This is a genomic window from Flexivirga endophytica (genome assembly GCF_014640635.1).
Classification (GTDB): Bacteria; Actinomycetota; Actinomycetes; order Actinomycetales; family Dermatophilaceae; genus Flexivirga; species Flexivirga endophytica.
This window is the reverse complement of sequence record NZ_BMHI01000006.1, coordinates 172,236-190,426: the sequence shown is the minus strand read 5'-3', so window position 1 is coordinate 190,426 and position 18,191 is coordinate 172,236. Positions and strand designations below refer to the sequence as shown.

Sequence of the window (18,191 nt, the reverse complement as noted above, 5' to 3'; positions counted from 1 at the left end):
CGGTGCGCGGTATGTGTCAGCTGAGCGTGGCCTGATATCGGCTAGTTGCCGATCGGCCGGCCGAGGGCGAGTTGCAACTGCAGGCTCGAATCGCTGCTGATCGGCCACCAGGCGGCGCCTGACGTCAGGTGGGTCAGCGCGAAGACGGTTCCCGCCAGGGCAAGCACGACGCAGAGCCCGATGATGATCTGGGTCAACGGCTGACCGCGCACGACCCCACGCACGATGCTGCGCGACCCACGTCGCAGGGGTATGCCGCCAGGTCCCCACCACATCACCACTGCACCGATCAGCACGCCGACGGCAAGAGGCAGGGGCCGGCCGAGGTAGACCGAGTCGTCCTCGACCATCGAATAGATCAGCGCGACGGCCGCCGCCGTACATCCTCCGACGAAGGCCGGGATGAGCACGGTCAGCAAGGTCGCGAGCGCCGCGATCACGCCGTGCCACGGCGACGCGACGGCCGCGACGAACGTGTCGGACCTGCGCGGCCCGGAGCTGTAGCGCCGCAGCACCATCGAGGTGATCGACTTGTCGCACCAGCGCGCCGCGATCGCCCAGAGCACCAGCAGCGTGATGCCGACCGTCGGCAACACCGCGCTGATGCCGGTGACCGCCACCAGCAGTGCGGCGAGCGTCCCGGTGCGTGAGGGCTGACCGATGCGCGGGTCCCGCGGCGGCACGAAGCGCCCCGGCGCTACCGAGGGGACCGGCCGATCGTCGGCCGGGCGGACCACGTGTCCGCGCGCATGCGGACCGACCTGCGGACCGAATCGCTCGGTCGGATCCGGTTGCACGGGCGCTTTCGAGTGATCCGTGAGCGGCCGTGCGTTGGCCAGTCGCTCCGTCGACGGCGCGCGCCGGTCGCGACGCTCGGCGGGTGGTCGACGTTGTCCGAGGACCGGCAGCTCGCCGGTGTGACCGCCGGTCGCGAAGAGGTCGAGCGCGGACAACACGTCCCGCGCCGCCGGCCGTCGTGACGCGTCAGGATCCAGAGCCGCTTCGAGCAACGGCCGCAGGCGCGGGTCGACTCCGCTGAGGTCGTATTCGCCGCGGCATACGCGATCGAGCACCACCGGCATCGGGCCACGACCGAAGGGCGCACGGCCGCTGGCGGCATACGCGAGAGTGGCCGCCCAACCCCACCAGTCGGTCGCCTCGGTGACCGCGTCACCTTCGACGATCTCCGGGGAGAGATAACCGGGCGTGCCCATGACCAGGCCCGTCGAGGTCAGTCGGGAGTCGTCGGCGACGTGCGCGATGCCGAAGTCGATCAGCACCGGGTCGTCACCGACCATCAGCACGTTGCCGGGTTTGAGGTCGCGGTGCACGATGCCGGCGTCGTGGATCTCACCGAGCGCGTCGGCCAACCCTCGACCCAGCCGGGCCAACCGGGCGGCGCCGAACGGCCCGTCGCCCTCGACGACCTCGTCGAGTGCGGCGCCGGGCACGAAACTGGTGACCAGATAGGGGTTGTCCCCGTCGACATCCGCGTCGAGGAAGGCCGCGACGTGCGGCGACCGCACCCGCACCAGTGTGCTGACCTCGCGGCGCAGCCGCTCGCGGGCGCCACGGTCGTGTGCGATGTGCGCTCGCAGCACCTTCAGCGCGACGGCCTGCCCGTCGGCATCGAGCGCCTTGTAGACGACACCCATGCCGCCCTCGCCGATCTTGCGGATCAGCTCGTAGTCGCCGATGCGGCCCTGGTCGACCCGTCGGTCGTTGTCATCCGTGCTCTGGATGACCGGCAGTCGGTGCGTGCCACTGTCCCCGGGTATGCCGGGGTCCGAGTGGCGATCTGCAGTCATGAAGTCCACGGTATGCGACAACGAACGAGACCCCGTGTATGACGCCCCGGACCGCCCGGAGTGACCGGGCCCACGTCCTGATCAGTCCCGGTGTCAGTGGGTTCCTCAGGAGGTGATGTAGGACTCCAGCTGGTCGCGCTCGCCCTGCAGCTCCTCGAGCCGGAACTTGACGATGTCGCCGATGCTGACGATGCCGACCAGTTTGTCGCCCTGCACGACCGGCAGGTGCCGGAAGCGGTGCTCGGTCATCGAGGCAGCCAGCGAGCTGACCTCGTCGCCCGGCGAGCACGTGACGACATCACTGGTCATGAGGGTCGACACAGGCCGCTCCAGCAGTCCTTCGACACCATCAGGCAGCGCACGCACCACGTCGCGCTCGCTGATGATGCCGGCGATGGTGTCACCGTCCATCACGAGGACGGCACCTATCCGGTGATCGGCGAGCGTCCGCACCAGCTGGCCGACGGTCGTGTCGGACGTGACGGTGACGACGTCCGATCCCTTGCCCTTGAGCAACTCTTGGATGCGCATGTTCCACGGTAACGCCCCCGACGGTGAAGTGGCCATGATCAGGCTGCCGCGGTATGTCGCCCTCCTGCGTTCACACCGAGTTCCAGGCGCCCTTGGCGGCGGACTGCCGGCGGGGTAGGTGGCTACCTCGTCGTCATACAGTGTGGGCGACGGCGGCGCCGTGCCGCATCGACGCCGCATCAACTCAGAAGGGTTGTGCCAGTTGCCACAGGACACGTTCGATCTGGTGATCGCCGCCAACCGACTTCCGGTCGACCGGGTCCGTGAGGGTGGCCGTTCGGTATGGCGCCGCAGCCCCGGCGGCCTGGTCACCGCGATGGAGTCGGTCATGAGCGGCCGGGACGGCGCATGGATCGGTTGGTCCGGTGTCCCCGGCAAGGCTCCGGCCGCGTTCGAGCAGGGCGGCATGTCACTGCACCCGGTCGCACTGAGCGCCGAGGAGGTCCGCGACTACTACGAGGGCTTCAGCAACGCCTCGCTGTGGCCGCTCTACCACGACGTGATCGTGCCCCCGACCTTCCGACGCCGCTGGCAGTCGGCGTATGACGGCGTCAACCGGCGTTTCGCGGAGACCGCGGCCGGTCTCGCGGCGAAGAACGCCACGGTCTGGGTGCACGACTACCAGCTGCAGCAGGTGCCGCAGCTCCTGCGCGAGTTGCGGCCGGACCTGCGGATCGGCTGGTTCAACCACATCCCGTTCCCGCCGGTCGAGCTCTTCATGCAGCTGCCGGCGCGCGACGCAATGCTGCGGGGTCTGCTCGGCGCCGATTTCCTTGGTTTTCAACGCCGCACGGATGCACAGAACTTCCTGCGTGCCTGCCGTCAGCTTCTCGTGGACGACGACATATCGGTGAAGGCCGACGTCGTGCACGCCCCGGACGGGCATGAGTGCCGGGCTGCAGCCGTCCCGATCTCGATCGACACGGCCGGGATGGCAGAGCTTGCGGAGACGTCCGGGGTGCAGGAGCGCGCGGCCGAGATCCGCAAACAGCTCGGCAACCCCGAGCACCTGCTCCTCGGAATCGACCGGCTCGACTACACCAAGGGCATCCGGCACCGCCTGAAAGCACTGGAGGAGATGTACCGGGAGGGAACGCTGGATCCGACCGAGACGAAGTTCATCCAGGTGGCCACGCCGAGCCGCGAGCGGCTCGACGCATACCAGCACATCAAGAGTGAGGTCGAGCAGACCGTCGGCCGGATCAACGGTGAGCACGCCATCTTCGGAGCGCCGCCTGTCACCTACTTGCACCGGTCGTTCCCACGGGAGGAGATGGCCGCGATGTTCGTCGCCGCGGACGTCATGCTGGTGACGCCGCTCCGCGACGGGATGAATCTCGTCGCCAAGGAGTATGTCGCCGCGCACGACCACAGCGGTGCACTGGTCCTGAGCGAATTCACCGGTGCCGCAAACGAACTCAAGCAGTCCTACTTGTGCAACCCGCATGACATCGCACGCACCAAGCGGACGATCACGCGGGCCATCGAGGCATCGCCGGAGGAGCGGGCCCGACGCATGCGGGCGATGCACCGGCAGGTGCAGCGACACGACGTCCAGCACTGGGCGGAGCGCTTCCTCAGCAACCTCGCGGCGGCTCCGAGGCAGCCGTGAGTCTCGATCCTCGACTGCAGGGTGCGCTCAGCGCGTTCGCCGGCTCCGGGCCGATCCTGGTCGCCACCGATTTCGACGGGGTGCTGGCGCCGATCGTCGCGGACCCGTCCACATCGACACCCATCGCCGGCTCGATGGACCTTCTGCGCGAACTCGCCCAACTGCCAGGCACTTTCGTCGCCATCGTGTCGGGCCGCCACCTGGCGGCACTGCAGGTACTGACGGGCGTGAGCGCCGAGGACGCCATCGTGCTGGTCGGCTCGCACGGCGCGGAGTCGGACCGCCCGTTACCACTGGACGTCGGCTTCGACGACGCGGCGCGGCAGCGATTGCGCGCGGCGTCCACTGCGTTGGAAGCCGTTGCCGCCGCCCATCCCCCGACCCGGATCGAACGCAAGCCGGCCGGAGTGGTGCTGCACACCCGCAACGTCGCGCCCAATGTCGCCGCTGCCGCGACCCGGGCGGCACTGGCCATCGACATACCCGGCGTGGACGTCATGGACGGCAAGCAGATCGTCGAGCTGAGCGCACTGCCTGTCACGAAGGGCAGCGCATTGCAAGCAATGGCAAACGAATTCGACACTCAGGCGAGCCTCTACCTCGGCGACGACGTCACTGACGAACGCGCCTTCGCCGCCTTGGCGGGCGACCCCGCGAACATCACGATCAAGGTCGGCGACGGCGAGACGGCAGCTGCCTTCCGGATCGACCATCCGCTGGACGTCCCGTCGGTCTTCGAGTCACTGCGTGACACCCGCCGACTGTTGTCTACTACCTGAGGCTTCGCTTCGGTGCGCGCCCGGTCGACCCGCGGACGAGCAATTCCGGAGCGAAGAGCGCATCGCCGCTCGGCTGCGGGTGGCCCTTCACCTGCTCGGCCAATGCGTCCGCGGCTGCGGCCGACATGGTGGAGACGTCCTGCCGGATCGTCGTCAACGGTGGCCCGGTGTATTTCGTGATGTCCGAGCCGTCGTAGCCGATGACCGACACGTCCGTCGGCACTGTGAGGCCGAGTTGCGTTGCGGCGCGCATCACTCCGAGCGCCATGAGGTCCGAGCCGCAGATGATCCCGGTCACGCCACGCTCGATCAGCGTGCGGCCGGCGAGTTCGCCGCCCTCCACCGTGAACCAGGTCTGCTCGATCAGCGTCTCCATCCCCGCCGCCGCGGTTTGCCGCTCGAACTCAGCGACCTTGCGGAACGACGGCACGTAGCGCGGCTGGCCGGTCGCCAGGCCGATCTTCTCGTGACCAAGCTGCGCCAAGTGGTCGAAGGCCAGTGCGACGGCTGACCGCTCGTCGGTGGACAACGACGGCGCATCGATCTCCGGGCGATGCCCGTTGATCATGACGATCGGCAGGCCCTGAGCGACCAGGCCCTGGTAGGCAGAGACGTCCGAACTGCTGTCGGCGTGCTTGCCGCTGACGAAGATGATGCCGCAGACATCGTGCGCGAGCAGCAGAGGCAAGTAGTCATCCTCTGCGACACCACCGGGCGCCTGAGTGCACAGGACCGCCGTGAATCCCTTTGCGGCCAGCCGCTGTTGGATCACCTGGGCGAACATTGGGAATACCGGGTTGGTCAGCTCCGGGACGATCAGGCCGACCGGGCCGCCACGCATCTGGCTGCGCAAGTGCGTCGGACGCTCGAACCCGAGCACGTCGATCGACGTCAGCACCGCTGCGCGTGTTTCCTCGGCGACGTTGCTCTTGTTGTTCAGCACACGCGACACCGTCGCTTCGCTGACGCCCGCGTGCTCGGCGATGCGTGCAAGCCTCCCGGTCACGTGGGCACCTGTCGCTCCCAGGACCACAGGGCGTAACCCGGACCATCCGCGTGAAGCGTCGCCGAGGCACCGACCGGCGTGATGCGCGCCGCCGACGACACCACCGAGTGCCCCTCATTGATGCCGGCGAGATGCGCGGTCGGCACGGTCAGCGCTTCGTGAGCAGCCCGAGCACAGTGCACCAACACGGCTCCGGATCGGCTCTCTCTCACGAAGGTCAGGCTATCGCCAGTCACCGAGACCCATCGCAGTCCGCCGGTCCGTAGCGGGTCGAGCTCGCGACGGGCATCGACGAGCGCTTGGTATGTCGCGAAAATTCTTGCGTCCCAGTAATTTTCGTCCCACGGCATCGGCCGGCGCCCGTCCTCACCGGACGTGCCTTCCATCCCGATCTCGTCGCCGTACGTGATCATCGGAATGCCCGGCATCGTGAGCAAGAGGGCGGCCGCCACCTCGACCATCGCCGGGTCCTCGCCCACCAGAGTCCTGATGCGTGTGGTGTCATGCGAGCCGGCGAGCGTGAAACTGTGGATCCGCGAGCGCCACGGGTCCAACGAGCCGAACTCGTCGATCGTCTCGGCGACGGACCCTCCGTCGAGTCGCGGCACAGCCAGCGGGGAACCCAGGAAGTTCGGCGCAAACTCCTTGTCCCGCAACCAGGTCCACAGCGGGCGAGTGAAGCCGGAGTAGTTCATGACACCGTGCCACCCGGATCCCTGGGCGTCCGCGGAGTGATCGTGGACGTGTTCGCCGACCAGCAGCTTGTCGCCGTCGGGATCGTCGAGATCGTCGAGGGTACGCCGCATGTGGCCCGCAACCGCGTGGTTGACGTCCTCCGCGTTGTGCCGCCCCGTCATGTTGGCCACGTCGACGCGCCATCCGTCCAGTGGATTCGCTCCGGACAGCCAACGACGGACCGGCGCATCCGGACGGTCGAAGAGTCTTTCCCGCAAGAGCTCCGAAGAGTGGTTCAGCTTCGGCAACGTGTGCACGCCGAGCCAACTGTCGTAGTCGCCGTCGTCGTGGAAGAAGTAGAAGTCACGCTCGGGGGCAGCTGCGTCCGAGCGTGCTGCCCGGAACCAGTCGTGCTGGTCTCCGGTGTGATTGGTCGTCAGGTCACCGAGCACGCGCAGTCCTCGTCGGTGAGCTTCGGCGACCAAGCGGTCCAGCGCGGCGTCGCCCCCGAGCAACGGATCCACTGCGTCGAAGGTGGCTGCGTCATACCGATGGTTGGAGCGGGCCGGGAAGAACGGTGTCAGGTAGAGGACCGTCACCCCGAGCCTTTCCAGGTGGTCGAGGTGCTCACGGATCCCGTCGAGGTCACCGCCGAAGAGTTGAGTGCCGACGACATACGGACTGCGCGTGTCGACCGGGTCCTCCCAGGCGGCAGGCGTCGCCCAGTCCGGGGCTGCCTCCGCAATGGGTGGCGCAGCCTTCGATCGGGCGAAACGATCCGGGAACACTTGATAGACAATCGAATCCACCGCCCATGCCGGTGGCGCCGGATAGGTGACGAGCCGGAAATCGCTGTGGTCCGGCACGTCACGGCGGTGCAGCCCGTTGCCGTTGAGCCAGAGGTACTCGCCGTCGGCGCCCTGCAGCAGGAACCGATAGGGCGTGACGGGGTTGTGGCAGGTGACATCGGCCGTCCACCAGGCCTCGATGTCGGTGTGTCGCTCGACCGTCGCGGCAGCGAAAGTCGGCTCGGCGTCCCACAACTGGCGAACGTGCAGCTCGGTGACGTTCGCCGCGTGGGGGACGCGCACACGCACAGTCACGGTCTCGCCGAGCTGCGGCGCCTGGTTCTCGACATAGAGCGGCGAACCGTCGTGGTGCGGCCTGGCGAGCAGGTCGATGTCACTCACTTGACCGAACCCTGCGTCAGGCCGCTGACCAGCTGACGTTGGAACACGAGGTAGAGCACCATGATCGGCAAGGCCGCCAACACCGATCCAGCGGCGAATTCGCCATACAGAGAGTTCGATTCGTTGCCCAATGTCATGCCGTAGAGGCCGACACCGAGCGTCTGTGCGTTGACGTCCGTCAGGAAGATGCTCGCCAGCAGGAACTCTCCGAACAGGCCCACGAACGAGATCATGAAGACGGTGACCAGAATCGGGGTCACCAGTCGCATGATCACCGTGAAGAAGATGCGGGCGTGCGAGGCGCCGTCCACACGGGCGGCCTCGTCGAGTTCTCTCGGCACGGTGTCGAAGTAGCCCTTCAGCAGCCACACGTTCGCGCCCATCGCACCGCCGAGGTATGCCAGTACCAATCCGCTGATCGTGTTGAGCCCGATCTTCGGAAGAACTTCACCGACGTTGCTGAACGTGATGTAGAGGCCGACGAACGCCAGGAGCGCCGGGAACATCTGCAGCAGGAGCAGCGCCAGCAGGCCGACGCGACGGCCGCGAAACCGCAACCGCGAGAAGGCGTATGCCGCACATGCTCCGATGAACACCGCGATCGCCGAGCCGACGAACGCGATGATGAGCGAATTCTTGTACCAACTCAGGTAGGGCCGCGCCCCGTCGCTGAAGAGCGCATCGAAGTTGTTGACCGACACGTTCTTGGGCAACAGCGAGGTGGTCGACAGTGTGCCGGCCGGATTCAGCGCAGCCGAGAGCACGAAGAGGATCGGGAACAATGCGAAGGCGATCGCGATCCAGACCAGCACGTGCCGCCACCAAACGGCCCGAAAAGCAGAACCTCCGGAACTCGTCTGGCGTGCGGCTCCGGCTGCGGTGGCAGCGGTCTGACCGGTCGCAGCGGGTGGGTCGATGACAGCCATCAGTTGACCTCCTCGAGTGCTTTGCTACGCAGGAAACCGGGGAAGCTGAGCAGCCCGACGATGATGAAGATGATGATGGCGACTGCGCCCGCGAGCCCGTAGTTGGGGTTCGTGCCACCGAGCGCGAGTCGGTAGGCGTAGGTGATCAACAGGTCGGTCGAACCCAGTTGCGAGTTGCCACCGGTGAACGGGCCGCCCTTGGTGAGCAGGTAGATGAGCCCGAAGTTGTTGAAGTTGAAGGCGAATGACGCGATCAGCAGTGGTCCGACGGCGACCAGCAGCAACGGCGTGGTGATCGATCGCAAGGTCCGCCAGGCCCCCGCGCCGTCGATCTTGGCAGCCTCCATCACGTCGCCCGGCAATGACTGCAGCGCCCCGGTGCAGACGACGAACATGTAGGGGAAACCGAGCCACAGGTTGGTGATCAGGACTGCCGCACGTGCCGCCCAGGGACTTCCGAACCAGTCGATGTTCAGATGTGTCAGGTTGTTGATGAGGCCGAACTGTTGGTTGAACATCGACGCCCAGACCAGCGCTGACACGAACACCGGGATCGCATACGGCAGGATCAACAACGACCGGTAGATCCCGCGCCCCTTGATCCGGGAATCGTTCAGCAACAACGCCAACAACATTCCCAGGACGAATGTCGTCAGCACCGACAGCACCGAGAAGGCGATGTTCCAGGCGAAGATCCCCAGGAAGCCGTCACGGATGGTCGAGTTGGTGAACAGCGTGCGGAAGTTGGCGAGGCCGACGTTCTCCTTCCATCCCACGGGCAACGCGTCGCCCTTGCCGCTCTGGGGCACCCATTGAGCGCCCTCGGCGACATACACCTGCTTGGTGGTGGTGTCGGTGATGGTGTCGGCCTTCTTGTCCCACACCAACGTCGGCTTGCCGTTGTATGCCGCAGCGAACCCGCTCGCTTTGATCCCACCGCCACCGTCGGTCGGGACGGCGAAGCTGCTCAGGTCCTTGCGCTTGTTGGCCTGAAGCAGGTTGAGGGTGGTGTAACCCTCCGCCTTCGTGATCTTCCCGGCATCGATGGTGAGGCCGTTCTTGCCGAGCTGGTTCAGCCCCTTCGCGTCACCGACGAACGTGTGCCCCTTCTCATCGACCAGCAGGAAGTAGAGCGGGCCGGCAACGGTGCTCGTGCCGTCCTTGACAGCCACGGTCAGCGTGTAGGTCGGCGAACCGGGGACCTGTCGAACCGAGTACGCGATGTCCTGTGCGGTCGCGTCCTCCTTCGAGGCCAGGTGTCCCTGGCCGTAGTTGGTGAACGCGGTCATCGCCGTGTAGACGATCGGCCACACCTGCAAGCCGATGAGCAGCGCGAGCCCCACGAAGAGGTACTTCATCGGCACCGCGCGGCGCGTGCCGTAGATCACCAGCACGCACATTGCGACGAATGCGGTGCCGACCACTGCGAGGGTGTGACCGTGGTCGGCCAGTTTGCTCGCGACATACAGCGCGAGCAACAGCGCGGCGGCTATCGCCACCCATTTCAGCGCGAGGGCCCACACCGGCGTGCGAGCCGGTGACGAGCCGATGACGGACGAACTGGTCTCGGTCGAGACGGCCATGGAAACTCCCAGACGGCTACGGCGCAGGTATGACGAACCGCAGGTGTCAGCCCTTGGCGATGTTGGCGGCTATTTCCTTCTGTGCTGCGGTCATCCGCGCCTTCGGCGCTGACTTACCGGAGACGATGTCGGCCTCCGCCTGCCCGAGCGGGCCCCACACGGAGTTCATCGCCGGAATGTTCGGCATGAGCTGACCGCCCTTGCCGGCGGCTGCCCACTTGGCAACGTCGGGGTCGGTCTTGGCGACCGCGTCATACGCCGCGGTCAACGCCGGCGGACGCTGCCCGACCTTGAAGAGCGTCTCCTGTGCCGACTTGGTCGTCAGGAAGCTCGTGACGAAGGTCTGCGCCACCGTGGCGTTCTTCGCCTTGGACGAGACGTAGAACATCTGCACGCCCAGGAAGGGCTTCATCGCGCCGCAGCCGGCAATGCTCGGCAGCGGGTCGATGGCGTACTTGATCCCGGCCTTCTTGAACGCCGGGATCGACCACGGGCCGGTGATCTCGTACGCCGTCTTGCCCGAGGCGAAGAGGGTGTCGGCATTCTTGTCGTCGATGTTGGTCGACAGTGCATGCTGCTTGCCCATGGCGGCCCAGGAACTTGCGCCCTTGACCGATCCGGCGCTGTCGACGATCAGCTTGTTCGGGTCGTATTGCCCGTTGGACTTGGTGCCGAAGATGCCACCACCGCAGGCGGACAGCCACGGGTAACCGTTGTACGGGTTTCCCGTCTTGCCGACCTGGTTGGACAGGACCGTGGTGGCCTTCTTGCCGGCGACGAGCTTCTTTCCGTTCGCCACCAGCTCGTCCAGGGTCTTCGGCGCGTTCGGAGCGAGCTTCGTGTTGCGCACGAGCGCGAGGTTCTCCACGCCATACGGCACGGCATACGTCTGGTTGTTGTACTTCGTGGCGGCGATCGCCTTCGGATTGAAGCCGGAGGCGACCTTGGCGGGGAGCTGGACCGGCGCAACGGAGCCGTTGGTGACGAGCTCGCCCAGCCAGTCGTGCGCGCCGACGATCACGTCCGGCGCCTGGCCGGCCTTGAAGGCGGTTCCGTACTGGCCACGCACGTCGCTGGAGATCTGCACGGCCACCTTCACACCGTTGGCCTTGCCGAACTGCGTCGCGAGCTGCTTGATGTACGGCGCGGACGTCGCATCCGCCCAGATCACCAGGTCGGCGTTCTTGTCGCGCGAGGGGTTCTTGGTGCTGACCGCGGTCGGTGCAGCGGCCGCAGACGATTTCCCGCTCTTGGCCGGAGCCGACGACCCGGCCTTGGTTCCGTCGGCCGAGTTCTTCCCGGAGGACGAACCGCCGCCGCATCCAGCGAGAGTGACGGCTGTCGCGCTCGCGAGGGCAACGGCGAGAGTGCGCTTGATCATGGGAACTCCTTGGGCGATGTGACGTGCGTCATACAACGACGCCGTACCGTACGCGATCTTGCAATACTTGTGCAAGATCTTTCACGACATTGCAGCAGGCTTGCAGGGCTCACGTCGGGTTCACGGACTCTGTTCGCAGCTCCGCGCCGCACCCAACGCCGGCCGGGCTAGAGTGTGGCTGGCGTCACACCCGTGTAGTGCGGGACAGGCGTCGCATCCCATTCACAACGGATCGTCCGGCACGTTCCTGCCGGTGAAGGAGTTGCATCACCATGGCGACAGTCACCTATGACCAAGCGACCCGCGTTTATCCCGGAGCTGACACCGCGTCGGTGGACAAGCTGAACATCGACATCGAGGACGGCGAGTTCCTCGTCCTCGTCGGCCCCTCCGGCTCCGGAAAGTCCACCGCGCTGCGCATGCTCGCCGGCCTCGAAGAAGTCAACGAGGGGCGCATCATGATCGGTGACCGCGACGTCACCAACCTGTCCCCCAAGGACCGCGACGTGGCCATGGTCTTCCAGAACTACGCGCTCTATCCGCACATGTCGGTCGCCGACAACATGGGCTTCGCCCTGAAGATCGCGGGTGTGTCCAAGACCGAGATCCGCAGCCGCGTCGAGGAAGCCGCCAAGATCCTGGACCTGGAGGCTTATCTCGACCGCAAGCCGAAGGCACTCTCGGGTGGTCAGCGACAGCGCGTCGCGATGGGCCGGGCGATCGTGCGTTCCCCGCAGGTCTTCCTGATGGACGAGCCGCTGTCCAACCTGGACGCCAAGCTGCGCGTCCAGACCCGCACCCAGATCGCTTCTCTGCAAAGGCGATTGGGCGTCACCACGGTCTACGTCACCCACGACCAGGTCGAGGCGATGACGATGGGTGACCGCGTCGCAGTCCTCAAGGACGGCGTCCTACAGCAGCTGGACACACCGCGCAGGATGTACGACCACCCCAACAACGTCTTCGTCGCCGGCTTCATCGGCTCGCCGGCCATGAACCTGCTGGAGGTGCCGGTCACCGACGCAGGGGTCAAGCTGGGTTCGCTCGTCCACCCGGTCGACCGGGCCACGCTGGCCAAGGCCGAGACGACCGTCACCGTCGGGATCCGTCCCGAGGACCTCGTCCCAACGGCCGAGGGCGGCATCCCGGTCGAGGTCGACGTGGTCGAGGAGCTCGGCGCAGACGCCTACATCTACGGCCGCACCACCATCGGCGAGCAGCCCGGCGAGAAGCAGCTCGGCGGCTCCGAGGACGAGAAGCAGATCGTGGCACGCGTCGACGGCCGCCAGGTGCCCGAGAAGGGCCAGACCATCCACTTCGCACCCAAGGGCGAGGGTGACCACCTGCACCTCTTCCACCCCAAGACCGGCGAGCGCATCGAGTCCTGACCCGTATGGCGGGTTGACCCCGCCTCGAAGGCGGCGTCCGGCGGCATACACCGCCGCGTTCCCTTCGCCGAGAGGCTCAGCAAATCCCCGAATTCCGGGCGAAATTGCTGAGCCTCTCGGTATGTATCTGAGCCTGTCGGCGCGGGTGCGGGCAGAATGGGGACGTGGCACTCGACATGACCACGGCCCGGCCCTGGCCCGCGCTGCTCGATCTCCCGTGGCGGCAACGGCTGGTGGACTGGCCGGAGGACCGACTCGCTGCGCTGCCCCGCGGCCTCTCCCGGCACATCGTGCGCTTCGTGCGCGTCGAGGGACGCGTGGTGGCGGTCAAGGAGATCAAGGCCGAGATCGCGATCCGCGAATACAACATGCTTCGCTTGCTGCGCCGGCTCGGTCAGCCCGTCGTCGAGCCGATCGGTGTGGTCAAGGGGCGGCTGACCAAGGACGGTGAACCGCTCGACGCGTGCCTGCTCACCCGCCACCTGCAGTTCTCGCTGCCCTATCGCGCGATGCTCAGCCAGAGCCTGCGCCCGGAGACCGCGACCCGGCTGATCGATGCCCTCGCCGTACTGCTGGTGCGCCTGCATCTGGTCGGCTTCTGGTGGGGCGACGTGTCGCTGTCCAACACGCTCTTCAAGCGCAGCGCAGGTGAATTCGCGGCATACCTCGTGGACGCCGAGACCGGCGAGCTGCACGACCGGCTGACCGACGGCCAGCGCGAGCACGACCTGGACATCGCCCGCGTCAACATCGCCGGTGAGTTGATGGACCTGCAGGCCGGCGGCTTCCTCGGCGAGGAGCACGACCCGGTGGAGATCTCGGACCGCATCATCGACCGCTACGAGGTGCTGTGGCGCGAGCTCACCGAGATCGAGAAGTTCGACGTCGGCGAGCGCTGGCGCGTCGACGAGCGCATCAGGCGGCTCAACTCCCTCGGCTTCGACGTCGGCGAACTCGACATCACCACTGACTTCGACGGCGCCACGATCCAGATCCAGCCGAAGATCGTCGACGCGGGCCACCATTGCCGCCGGCTGCTGCGCCTGACCGGGCTCGATGTCGAGGACAACCAGGCCCGCCGGCTGCTCAACGACCTGGACTCCTACCGAGCCTCAAAGGAGCGGCAGAACGACGACGAGGAGCAGGTCGCACACGACTGGCTGATGCAGGTCTACGAGCCGGTCACCCGCGCTGCTCCCCCGGAGATGCGGCGCAAGATCGAACCCGCCGAGCTGTTCCACGAGGTCCTCGAGCACCGCTGGTACATGTCCGAAGCCGCCCAGCGCGACTTCCCGATCGAGGACGCCGTGGCCGACTACATCACCAAGGTCCTGCCGGACAAGCCCGACGACAGCACGGTCGTGGGCGTCGACACCGACGAGATGCCGGTCCGCGCCGAGCGGTGATCTGCTCCCGTATGACGAACGCCCCGCCGGTTGCACACCGGCGGGGCGTCTTCATCTCACGAAGTTCGAGGGTCAGGCCAGTGGCTTGCCCTCGGAGTCGTTGATCTTGTGCATCAGCAGCATGATGAAGTCGATGAGCGACCAGATGCCGCAAGCGCCGAGCGTGACCAGCTTGAGGATGCCGAGACCGATCTGACCCAGGTAGAACCGGTCCACGCCCAGGCCGCCGAGGAAGAACGACAGCAGCACCGCGGTCAGCCAGTCCTTGCTGGAGAACACGCCGGGCAGCTGCTTGGCCGGCAACACCGCGCCGGTGTTCGCATCGCGGACCGGAGTCTCACCCTTGAGCGCCCCCGCCGCGGCCATCTGACCGAGTTGCGAGTAGGGGACCGGCCCCTGCTCCTGTCCCATGTTCAGGATGAAGAACATCGGCTCGGAACCACCCTGACCGGCATACTGCGGTTGCCCGTAAGTGGGCTGACCGTAGGCCTGCTGCCCGTAACCACCCTGCTGGTCGTAATTGCCCTGCGGCGGCTGGCTGCCGTATTGCGGGTCGGACGACTGTCCGCCCGACGACTCACCGTTGCCCGGGTAACTGCCGCCGTAGCCGCCGGAATTGTCGTTGTAGTTGCTCATGTCCTGCTCTCGATCGTTGCGATGTGCCCGAAACCATACGTCAGACCACGCAGAAGCACCTGCGGTTCCATCCCGCGAGAACGGACCGGATCGTGGTCAGCCCTGTGCGCGCAGCCGGGCCACTTCGTAGAGCGTGACCGACGCGGCGATGCCGGCATTGAGCGACTCGACCGACGAGCTCATCGGGACCGACACGATCTGGTCGCAGGTCTCCCGCACCAGCCGGGACAGGCCCTTGCCCTCCGAACCCACCACGACCACGAGCGGTTCGGTCGCGAGCTCGAGTCCGGGCAGCTCGACGTCACCGTCCATGTCGAGGCCGATGACGAAGAACCCGGCCTTACGGAAGTCGGTAAGCGTCCTGGTCAGGTTGCCGGCAAGGGCCACCGGGATCCGCGCGGCGGCGCCGGCGGAGGTCTTCCAGGCGGCGGCCGTCATACCGGCCGATCGGCGCTCGGGCACGATCACGCCGTGCCCGCCGAAGGCCGCGACCGAGCGCACGATCGCGCCGAGGTTGCGCGGGTCGGTGATGCCGTCGAGCGCGACGACGAGTTGCGTGCCGGGAGCCTCGGGGTTGACCAGGTCCTCGGGGTGGGCATATTCGTATGCCGGCACCTGCAACGCCAGCCCCTGGTGCGGTGTGCCGTCGGCCAGACGATCCAACTCGGTGCGCTGCGCCTCCATGATCGGGATGACGTCATCGGCGGCGATCTTCAGCGCCTCCTTGACTCGGTCGTCCGAGTCGATGCGCCCTGCGACATACAGGGCAGTGGCGGGGACCCCCATGCGCAGCGCTTCGAGCACCGAGTTGCGGCCGACGATCAGCTCACCGGACTGTTTGGCGGACCGCTGCGGACGTCGCGCGGCACCCTGCTTGCCCGGGTCGGACTTGCGAGCTGCCTTGTAGGCCTTGTGGTTCGGGCGATCGCCGGCCTTCGGCGTCGGTCCCTTCCCCTCCAGCGAGCGGCGCTTGTGGCCGCCGGTGCCGACCTGCGGTCCCTTGCGTGAGTTGCCCTTGCGGACCGCTCCGCGGCGGCTTGAATTTCCAGGCACTTCAGTCGTCCTTCGTCGGTTTGCCGGTGACCGTCCAGCGGGCGCCGTCCGGCGAGTCTTCGACGGCGATGCCGGCGGCGGTCAGTTGGTCGCGGATCTGGTCCGCGGTGGTGAAGTCTCGGTCCTTGCGGGCTCGCGCTCGCGCGTCGATCAACGACTCGACCAAGGAGCCGAGGGCTGCCGTCGTCGCACCGTCACCACTGGAATTCCATTGCTTGGCAAGCGGATTGACGCCCAGCACCTCGGTCATCGCAACGACCTGACCGGCGATCTCGGCGGCCTTGCCGGTGTCGCCGTCGTCGAGTGCGATGTTGCCCTGCCGGATGTGGTCGAAGACCACCGCGAGCGCGCCGGAGACGTTGAGGTCGTCGTCCATCGCCTCCGCGAAAGCCGTTGGTATGGCGCCACTCTCGGCCAAGCCGGACGGCAGCGCACGGTCGAGGAAACCTTCGATCCGCTCCACCGCCGCAGCCGCCTCGTCGAGCGAACCGGGCTGATATTCGATGGTGGACCGGTAGTGCACCGCGCCGAGGTAGTAGCGCAACACCAGCGGCCGCACCGTCTTGGTCAGTTCGAGCACCGCGAGGCTGTTGCCCAGCGACTTGCTCATCTTCTCGCCGGAGATGGTGACCCAGCCGTTGTGCATCCAGTAGCGCGCGAAACCGAGTCCGGCGCCACGAGATTGGGCCTGCTCGTTCTCGTGGTGCGGGAAGCGCAGGTCGATGCCGCCGCCGTGTATGTCGAAGGTGTCCCCCAACCAGCGGCGCACCATCGCCGAGCACTCCAGGTGCCAACCCGGGCGCCCGTCACCCCACGGCGTCGGCCAGGAGGCGTTCGCCGGCTCACCCGACTTGCTGCCCTTCCAGAGGGCGAAGTCGCGCGGGTCGCGCTTGCCGCGCGGGTCCGCATCGGCGGCAGGCTCCATGTCGTCGATGCGCTGCCGGGTCAGCTGGCCGTACTCGGGCCAGGACTTCACGTCGAAGTAGACGTCGCCGGACCCGTCCTCCGCCGGGTAGGCGTGACCCTTGTCGATGAGCATCCGGACCAGGTCCACCATGTCGGTGATGTGACCGGTGGCCCGCGGCTCGTAGCTCGGCCGCAGCACGCCCAGCAGGTCGAGTGCGTCGTTGGTGGCGCGCTCGAAGTTGTAGGACCACTGGTTCCACGGCACGTCCGCCTCGGCGGACTTCGCCAGGATCTTGTCGTCGATGTCGGTGACGTTGCGCACCAGCGTCACGTCATACCCGTGACCGGTGGTGAGCCAGCGACGCAGGATGTCGAAGGCGACGGCGAAGCGCACGTGGCCGATGTGCGGGGCTCCCTGCGTGGTGAGCCCACAGATGTAGATGCCGACATGTCCCTCACGCAGCGGCTCGAAGGGCCGCTGGCTACCGGTGGCGGTGTCGAATATCTGCAAAGTCACCTGGCGAGTTTAACGGCCGTGGGCCGGTCCTCCCGCCACCCGCATCACTCGCCCCGGTCGATCCACTCCTGCAGGTGCGGCGCCTCCGCGCCGATCGAGGTGTCGTCGCCGTGCCCCGTGTGCACCACGGTCTCCGGCGGCAGCGTCAGCAACTTGGCGCGGATCGAGTCGATGATCGTGTCGAAGTCACTGAACGAACGACCCGTCGCCCCGGGCCCGCCCTGGAAGAGGGTGTCCCCGCTGAAGAGCTGACCCTCACCGGCCAGCAGGAAGCAACACGCACCCGGCGAGTGTCCGGGCGTGTGGAGCACGGTCAGCTGCGCACCGCCGATGTCGATCGTCTGACCGTCGGACAGCGCACCGTCCGGCGCATCGCTGATCACCCGGTCCCACAGCATCCGGTCGGCGTCGTGGATCGACACCTTCGCCTCCGGACGCAACGCGACCAGGTCACTGACCGCGTCGATGTGGTCGTCGTGTCCGTGGGTGCACAGGATCTGGGTGAGGCGCCGCTCACCGATCGCCTTGTTGATCGCGTCGGCGTCGTGCGCCGCGTCGATCACCACGCATGATTCATCGTCGCCGACGATCCAGACGTTGTTGTCGACGTCCCACGTGCCGCCGTCCAGGCTGAACGTGCCTGAGGTGACCACCTTGTCGATCCGTATGTCGCTCACCGGGATTCCTCTCGTTTCGGACGTTCCGAGCAGCCTAACCGCCATCCGTCCAGGGAACCGGCACCGTCCGCTCACCGTCGACTGAACAACGCGCCACGGGCAGATGCGTGACGCTCG

General features: G+C 66.8%; 15 protein-coding genes. 4 read left to right on the top strand and 11 right to left on the bottom strand.

Features of this window, described 5'->3' with window-relative positions; translation table 11 throughout:
* Nucleotides 1–41: 41 nt before the first annotated feature.
* On the bottom strand, nt 42–1,808 hold the full coding sequence (locus IEX71_RS19210; RefSeq protein ID WP_188838686.1) for a serine/threonine-protein kinase: 1,767 nt from the start codon (nt 1,806–1,808) through the stop codon (nt 42–44).
* 105 nt (nt 1,809–1,913) lie between these two features.
* A complete protein-coding gene (locus IEX71_RS19205; RefSeq protein WP_229749878.1) occupies nt 1,914–2,375 on the bottom strand; it encodes a CBS domain-containing protein in 462 nt (153 codons plus the stop codon).
* 124 nt (nt 2,376–2,499) lie between these two features.
* Between IEX71_RS19205 and IEX71_RS19200 the strand changes: the two genes are divergently transcribed.
* Nucleotides 2,500–3,951, top strand: a complete 1,452-nt coding sequence (locus IEX71_RS19200; protein ID WP_229749877.1) for an alpha,alpha-trehalose-phosphate synthase (UDP-forming) — start codon at nt 2,500–2,502, stop codon at nt 3,949–3,951.
* Nucleotides 3,948–4,730: a trehalose-phosphatase gene (gene otsB, locus IEX71_RS19195; protein ID WP_188838685.1), complete on the top strand. Its 783-nt coding sequence runs from the start codon at nt 3,948–3,950 to the stop codon at nt 4,728–4,730. The genes IEX71_RS19200 and otsB overlap by 4 nt, the downstream gene beginning before the upstream one ends.
* Here the strand turns inward: otsB and IEX71_RS19190 are convergent.
* Genes IEX71_RS19190 through IEX71_RS19170 form a run of 5 tightly spaced genes read right to left on the bottom strand, consistent with a single transcriptional unit; the run spans nt 4,723 to nt 11,491 of the window.
* Nucleotides 4,723–5,736 carry a LacI family DNA-binding transcriptional regulator gene (locus IEX71_RS19190; protein WP_188838684.1) on the bottom strand — a complete coding sequence of 338 codons (1,014 nt, stop codon included), beginning with the start codon at nt 5,734–5,736 and terminating at the stop codon, nt 4,723–4,725. The genes otsB and IEX71_RS19190 overlap by 8 nt on opposite strands.
* Nucleotides 5,733–7,601, bottom strand: a complete 1,869-nt coding sequence (locus IEX71_RS19185; protein ID WP_229749876.1) for a glycoside hydrolase family 13 protein — start codon at nt 7,599–7,601, stop codon at nt 5,733–5,735. Before IEX71_RS19185 ends, IEX71_RS19190 begins: the two co-directional genes overlap by 4 nt.
* The gene (locus tag IEX71_RS19180; RefSeq protein WP_188838683.1) at nt 7,598–8,527 is read right to left on the bottom strand and encodes a sugar ABC transporter permease; all 930 of its coding nucleotides are present in this window, start codon (nt 8,525–8,527) and stop codon (nt 7,598–7,600) included. The genes IEX71_RS19185 and IEX71_RS19180 overlap by 4 nt, the downstream gene beginning before the upstream one ends.
* Nucleotides 8,527–10,110, bottom strand: a complete 1,584-nt coding sequence (locus IEX71_RS19175) for an ABC transporter permease subunit (protein WP_188838682.1) — start codon at nt 10,108–10,110, stop codon at nt 8,527–8,529. The genes IEX71_RS19180 and IEX71_RS19175 overlap by 1 nt, the downstream gene beginning before the upstream one ends.
* 46 nt (nt 10,111–10,156) lie before the next feature.
* The gene (locus IEX71_RS19170; protein ID WP_188838681.1) at nt 10,157–11,491 is read right to left on the bottom strand and encodes a sugar ABC transporter substrate-binding protein; all 1,335 of its coding nucleotides are present in this window, start codon (nt 11,489–11,491) and stop codon (nt 10,157–10,159) included.
* Nucleotides 11,492–11,763: 272 nt separating this feature from the next.
* Between IEX71_RS19170 and IEX71_RS19165 the strand changes: the two genes are divergently transcribed.
* Both IEX71_RS19165 and IEX71_RS19160 read left to right on the top strand, forming a co-directional pair.
* Nucleotides 11,764–12,879, top strand: a complete 1,116-nt coding sequence (locus IEX71_RS19165) for an ABC transporter ATP-binding protein (RefSeq protein ID WP_188838680.1) — start codon at nt 11,764–11,766, stop codon at nt 12,877–12,879.
* Nucleotides 12,880–13,043: 164 nt separating this feature from the next.
* On the top strand, nt 13,044–14,285 hold the full coding sequence (locus IEX71_RS19160) for a DUF4032 domain-containing protein (protein WP_188838679.1): 1,242 nt from the start codon (nt 13,044–13,046) through the stop codon (nt 14,283–14,285).
* A 72-nt stretch (nt 14,286–14,357) separates the two neighbouring features.
* On the opposite strand, the gene IEX71_RS19155 is transcribed toward IEX71_RS19160, so the two are convergent.
* The 4 genes from IEX71_RS19155 to IEX71_RS19140 form a co-directional block, all read right to left on the bottom strand.
* Nucleotides 14,358–14,921 carry a TM2 domain-containing protein gene (locus IEX71_RS19155; protein ID WP_188838678.1) on the bottom strand — a complete coding sequence of 188 codons (564 nt, stop codon included), beginning with the start codon at nt 14,919–14,921 and terminating at the stop codon, nt 14,358–14,360.
* Between the two features lie 96 nt (nt 14,922–15,017).
* Nucleotides 15,018–15,974 carry a 23S rRNA (guanosine(2251)-2'-O)-methyltransferase RlmB gene (rlmB, locus tag IEX71_RS19150; protein ID WP_188838677.1) on the bottom strand — a complete coding sequence of 319 codons (957 nt, stop codon included), beginning with the start codon at nt 15,972–15,974 and terminating at the stop codon, nt 15,018–15,020.
* A 1-nt stretch (nt 15,975) separates the two neighbouring features.
* A complete protein-coding gene (cysS, locus tag IEX71_RS19145) occupies nt 15,976–17,397 on the bottom strand; it encodes a cysteine--tRNA ligase (protein WP_188838676.1) in 1,422 nt (473 codons plus the stop codon).
* Nucleotides 17,398–17,441: 44 nt separating this feature from the next.
* A complete protein-coding gene (locus IEX71_RS19140) occupies nt 17,442–18,080 on the bottom strand; it encodes an MBL fold metallo-hydrolase (protein WP_373284663.1) in 639 nt (212 codons plus the stop codon).
* Nucleotides 18,081–18,191 lie beyond the last annotated feature (111 nt).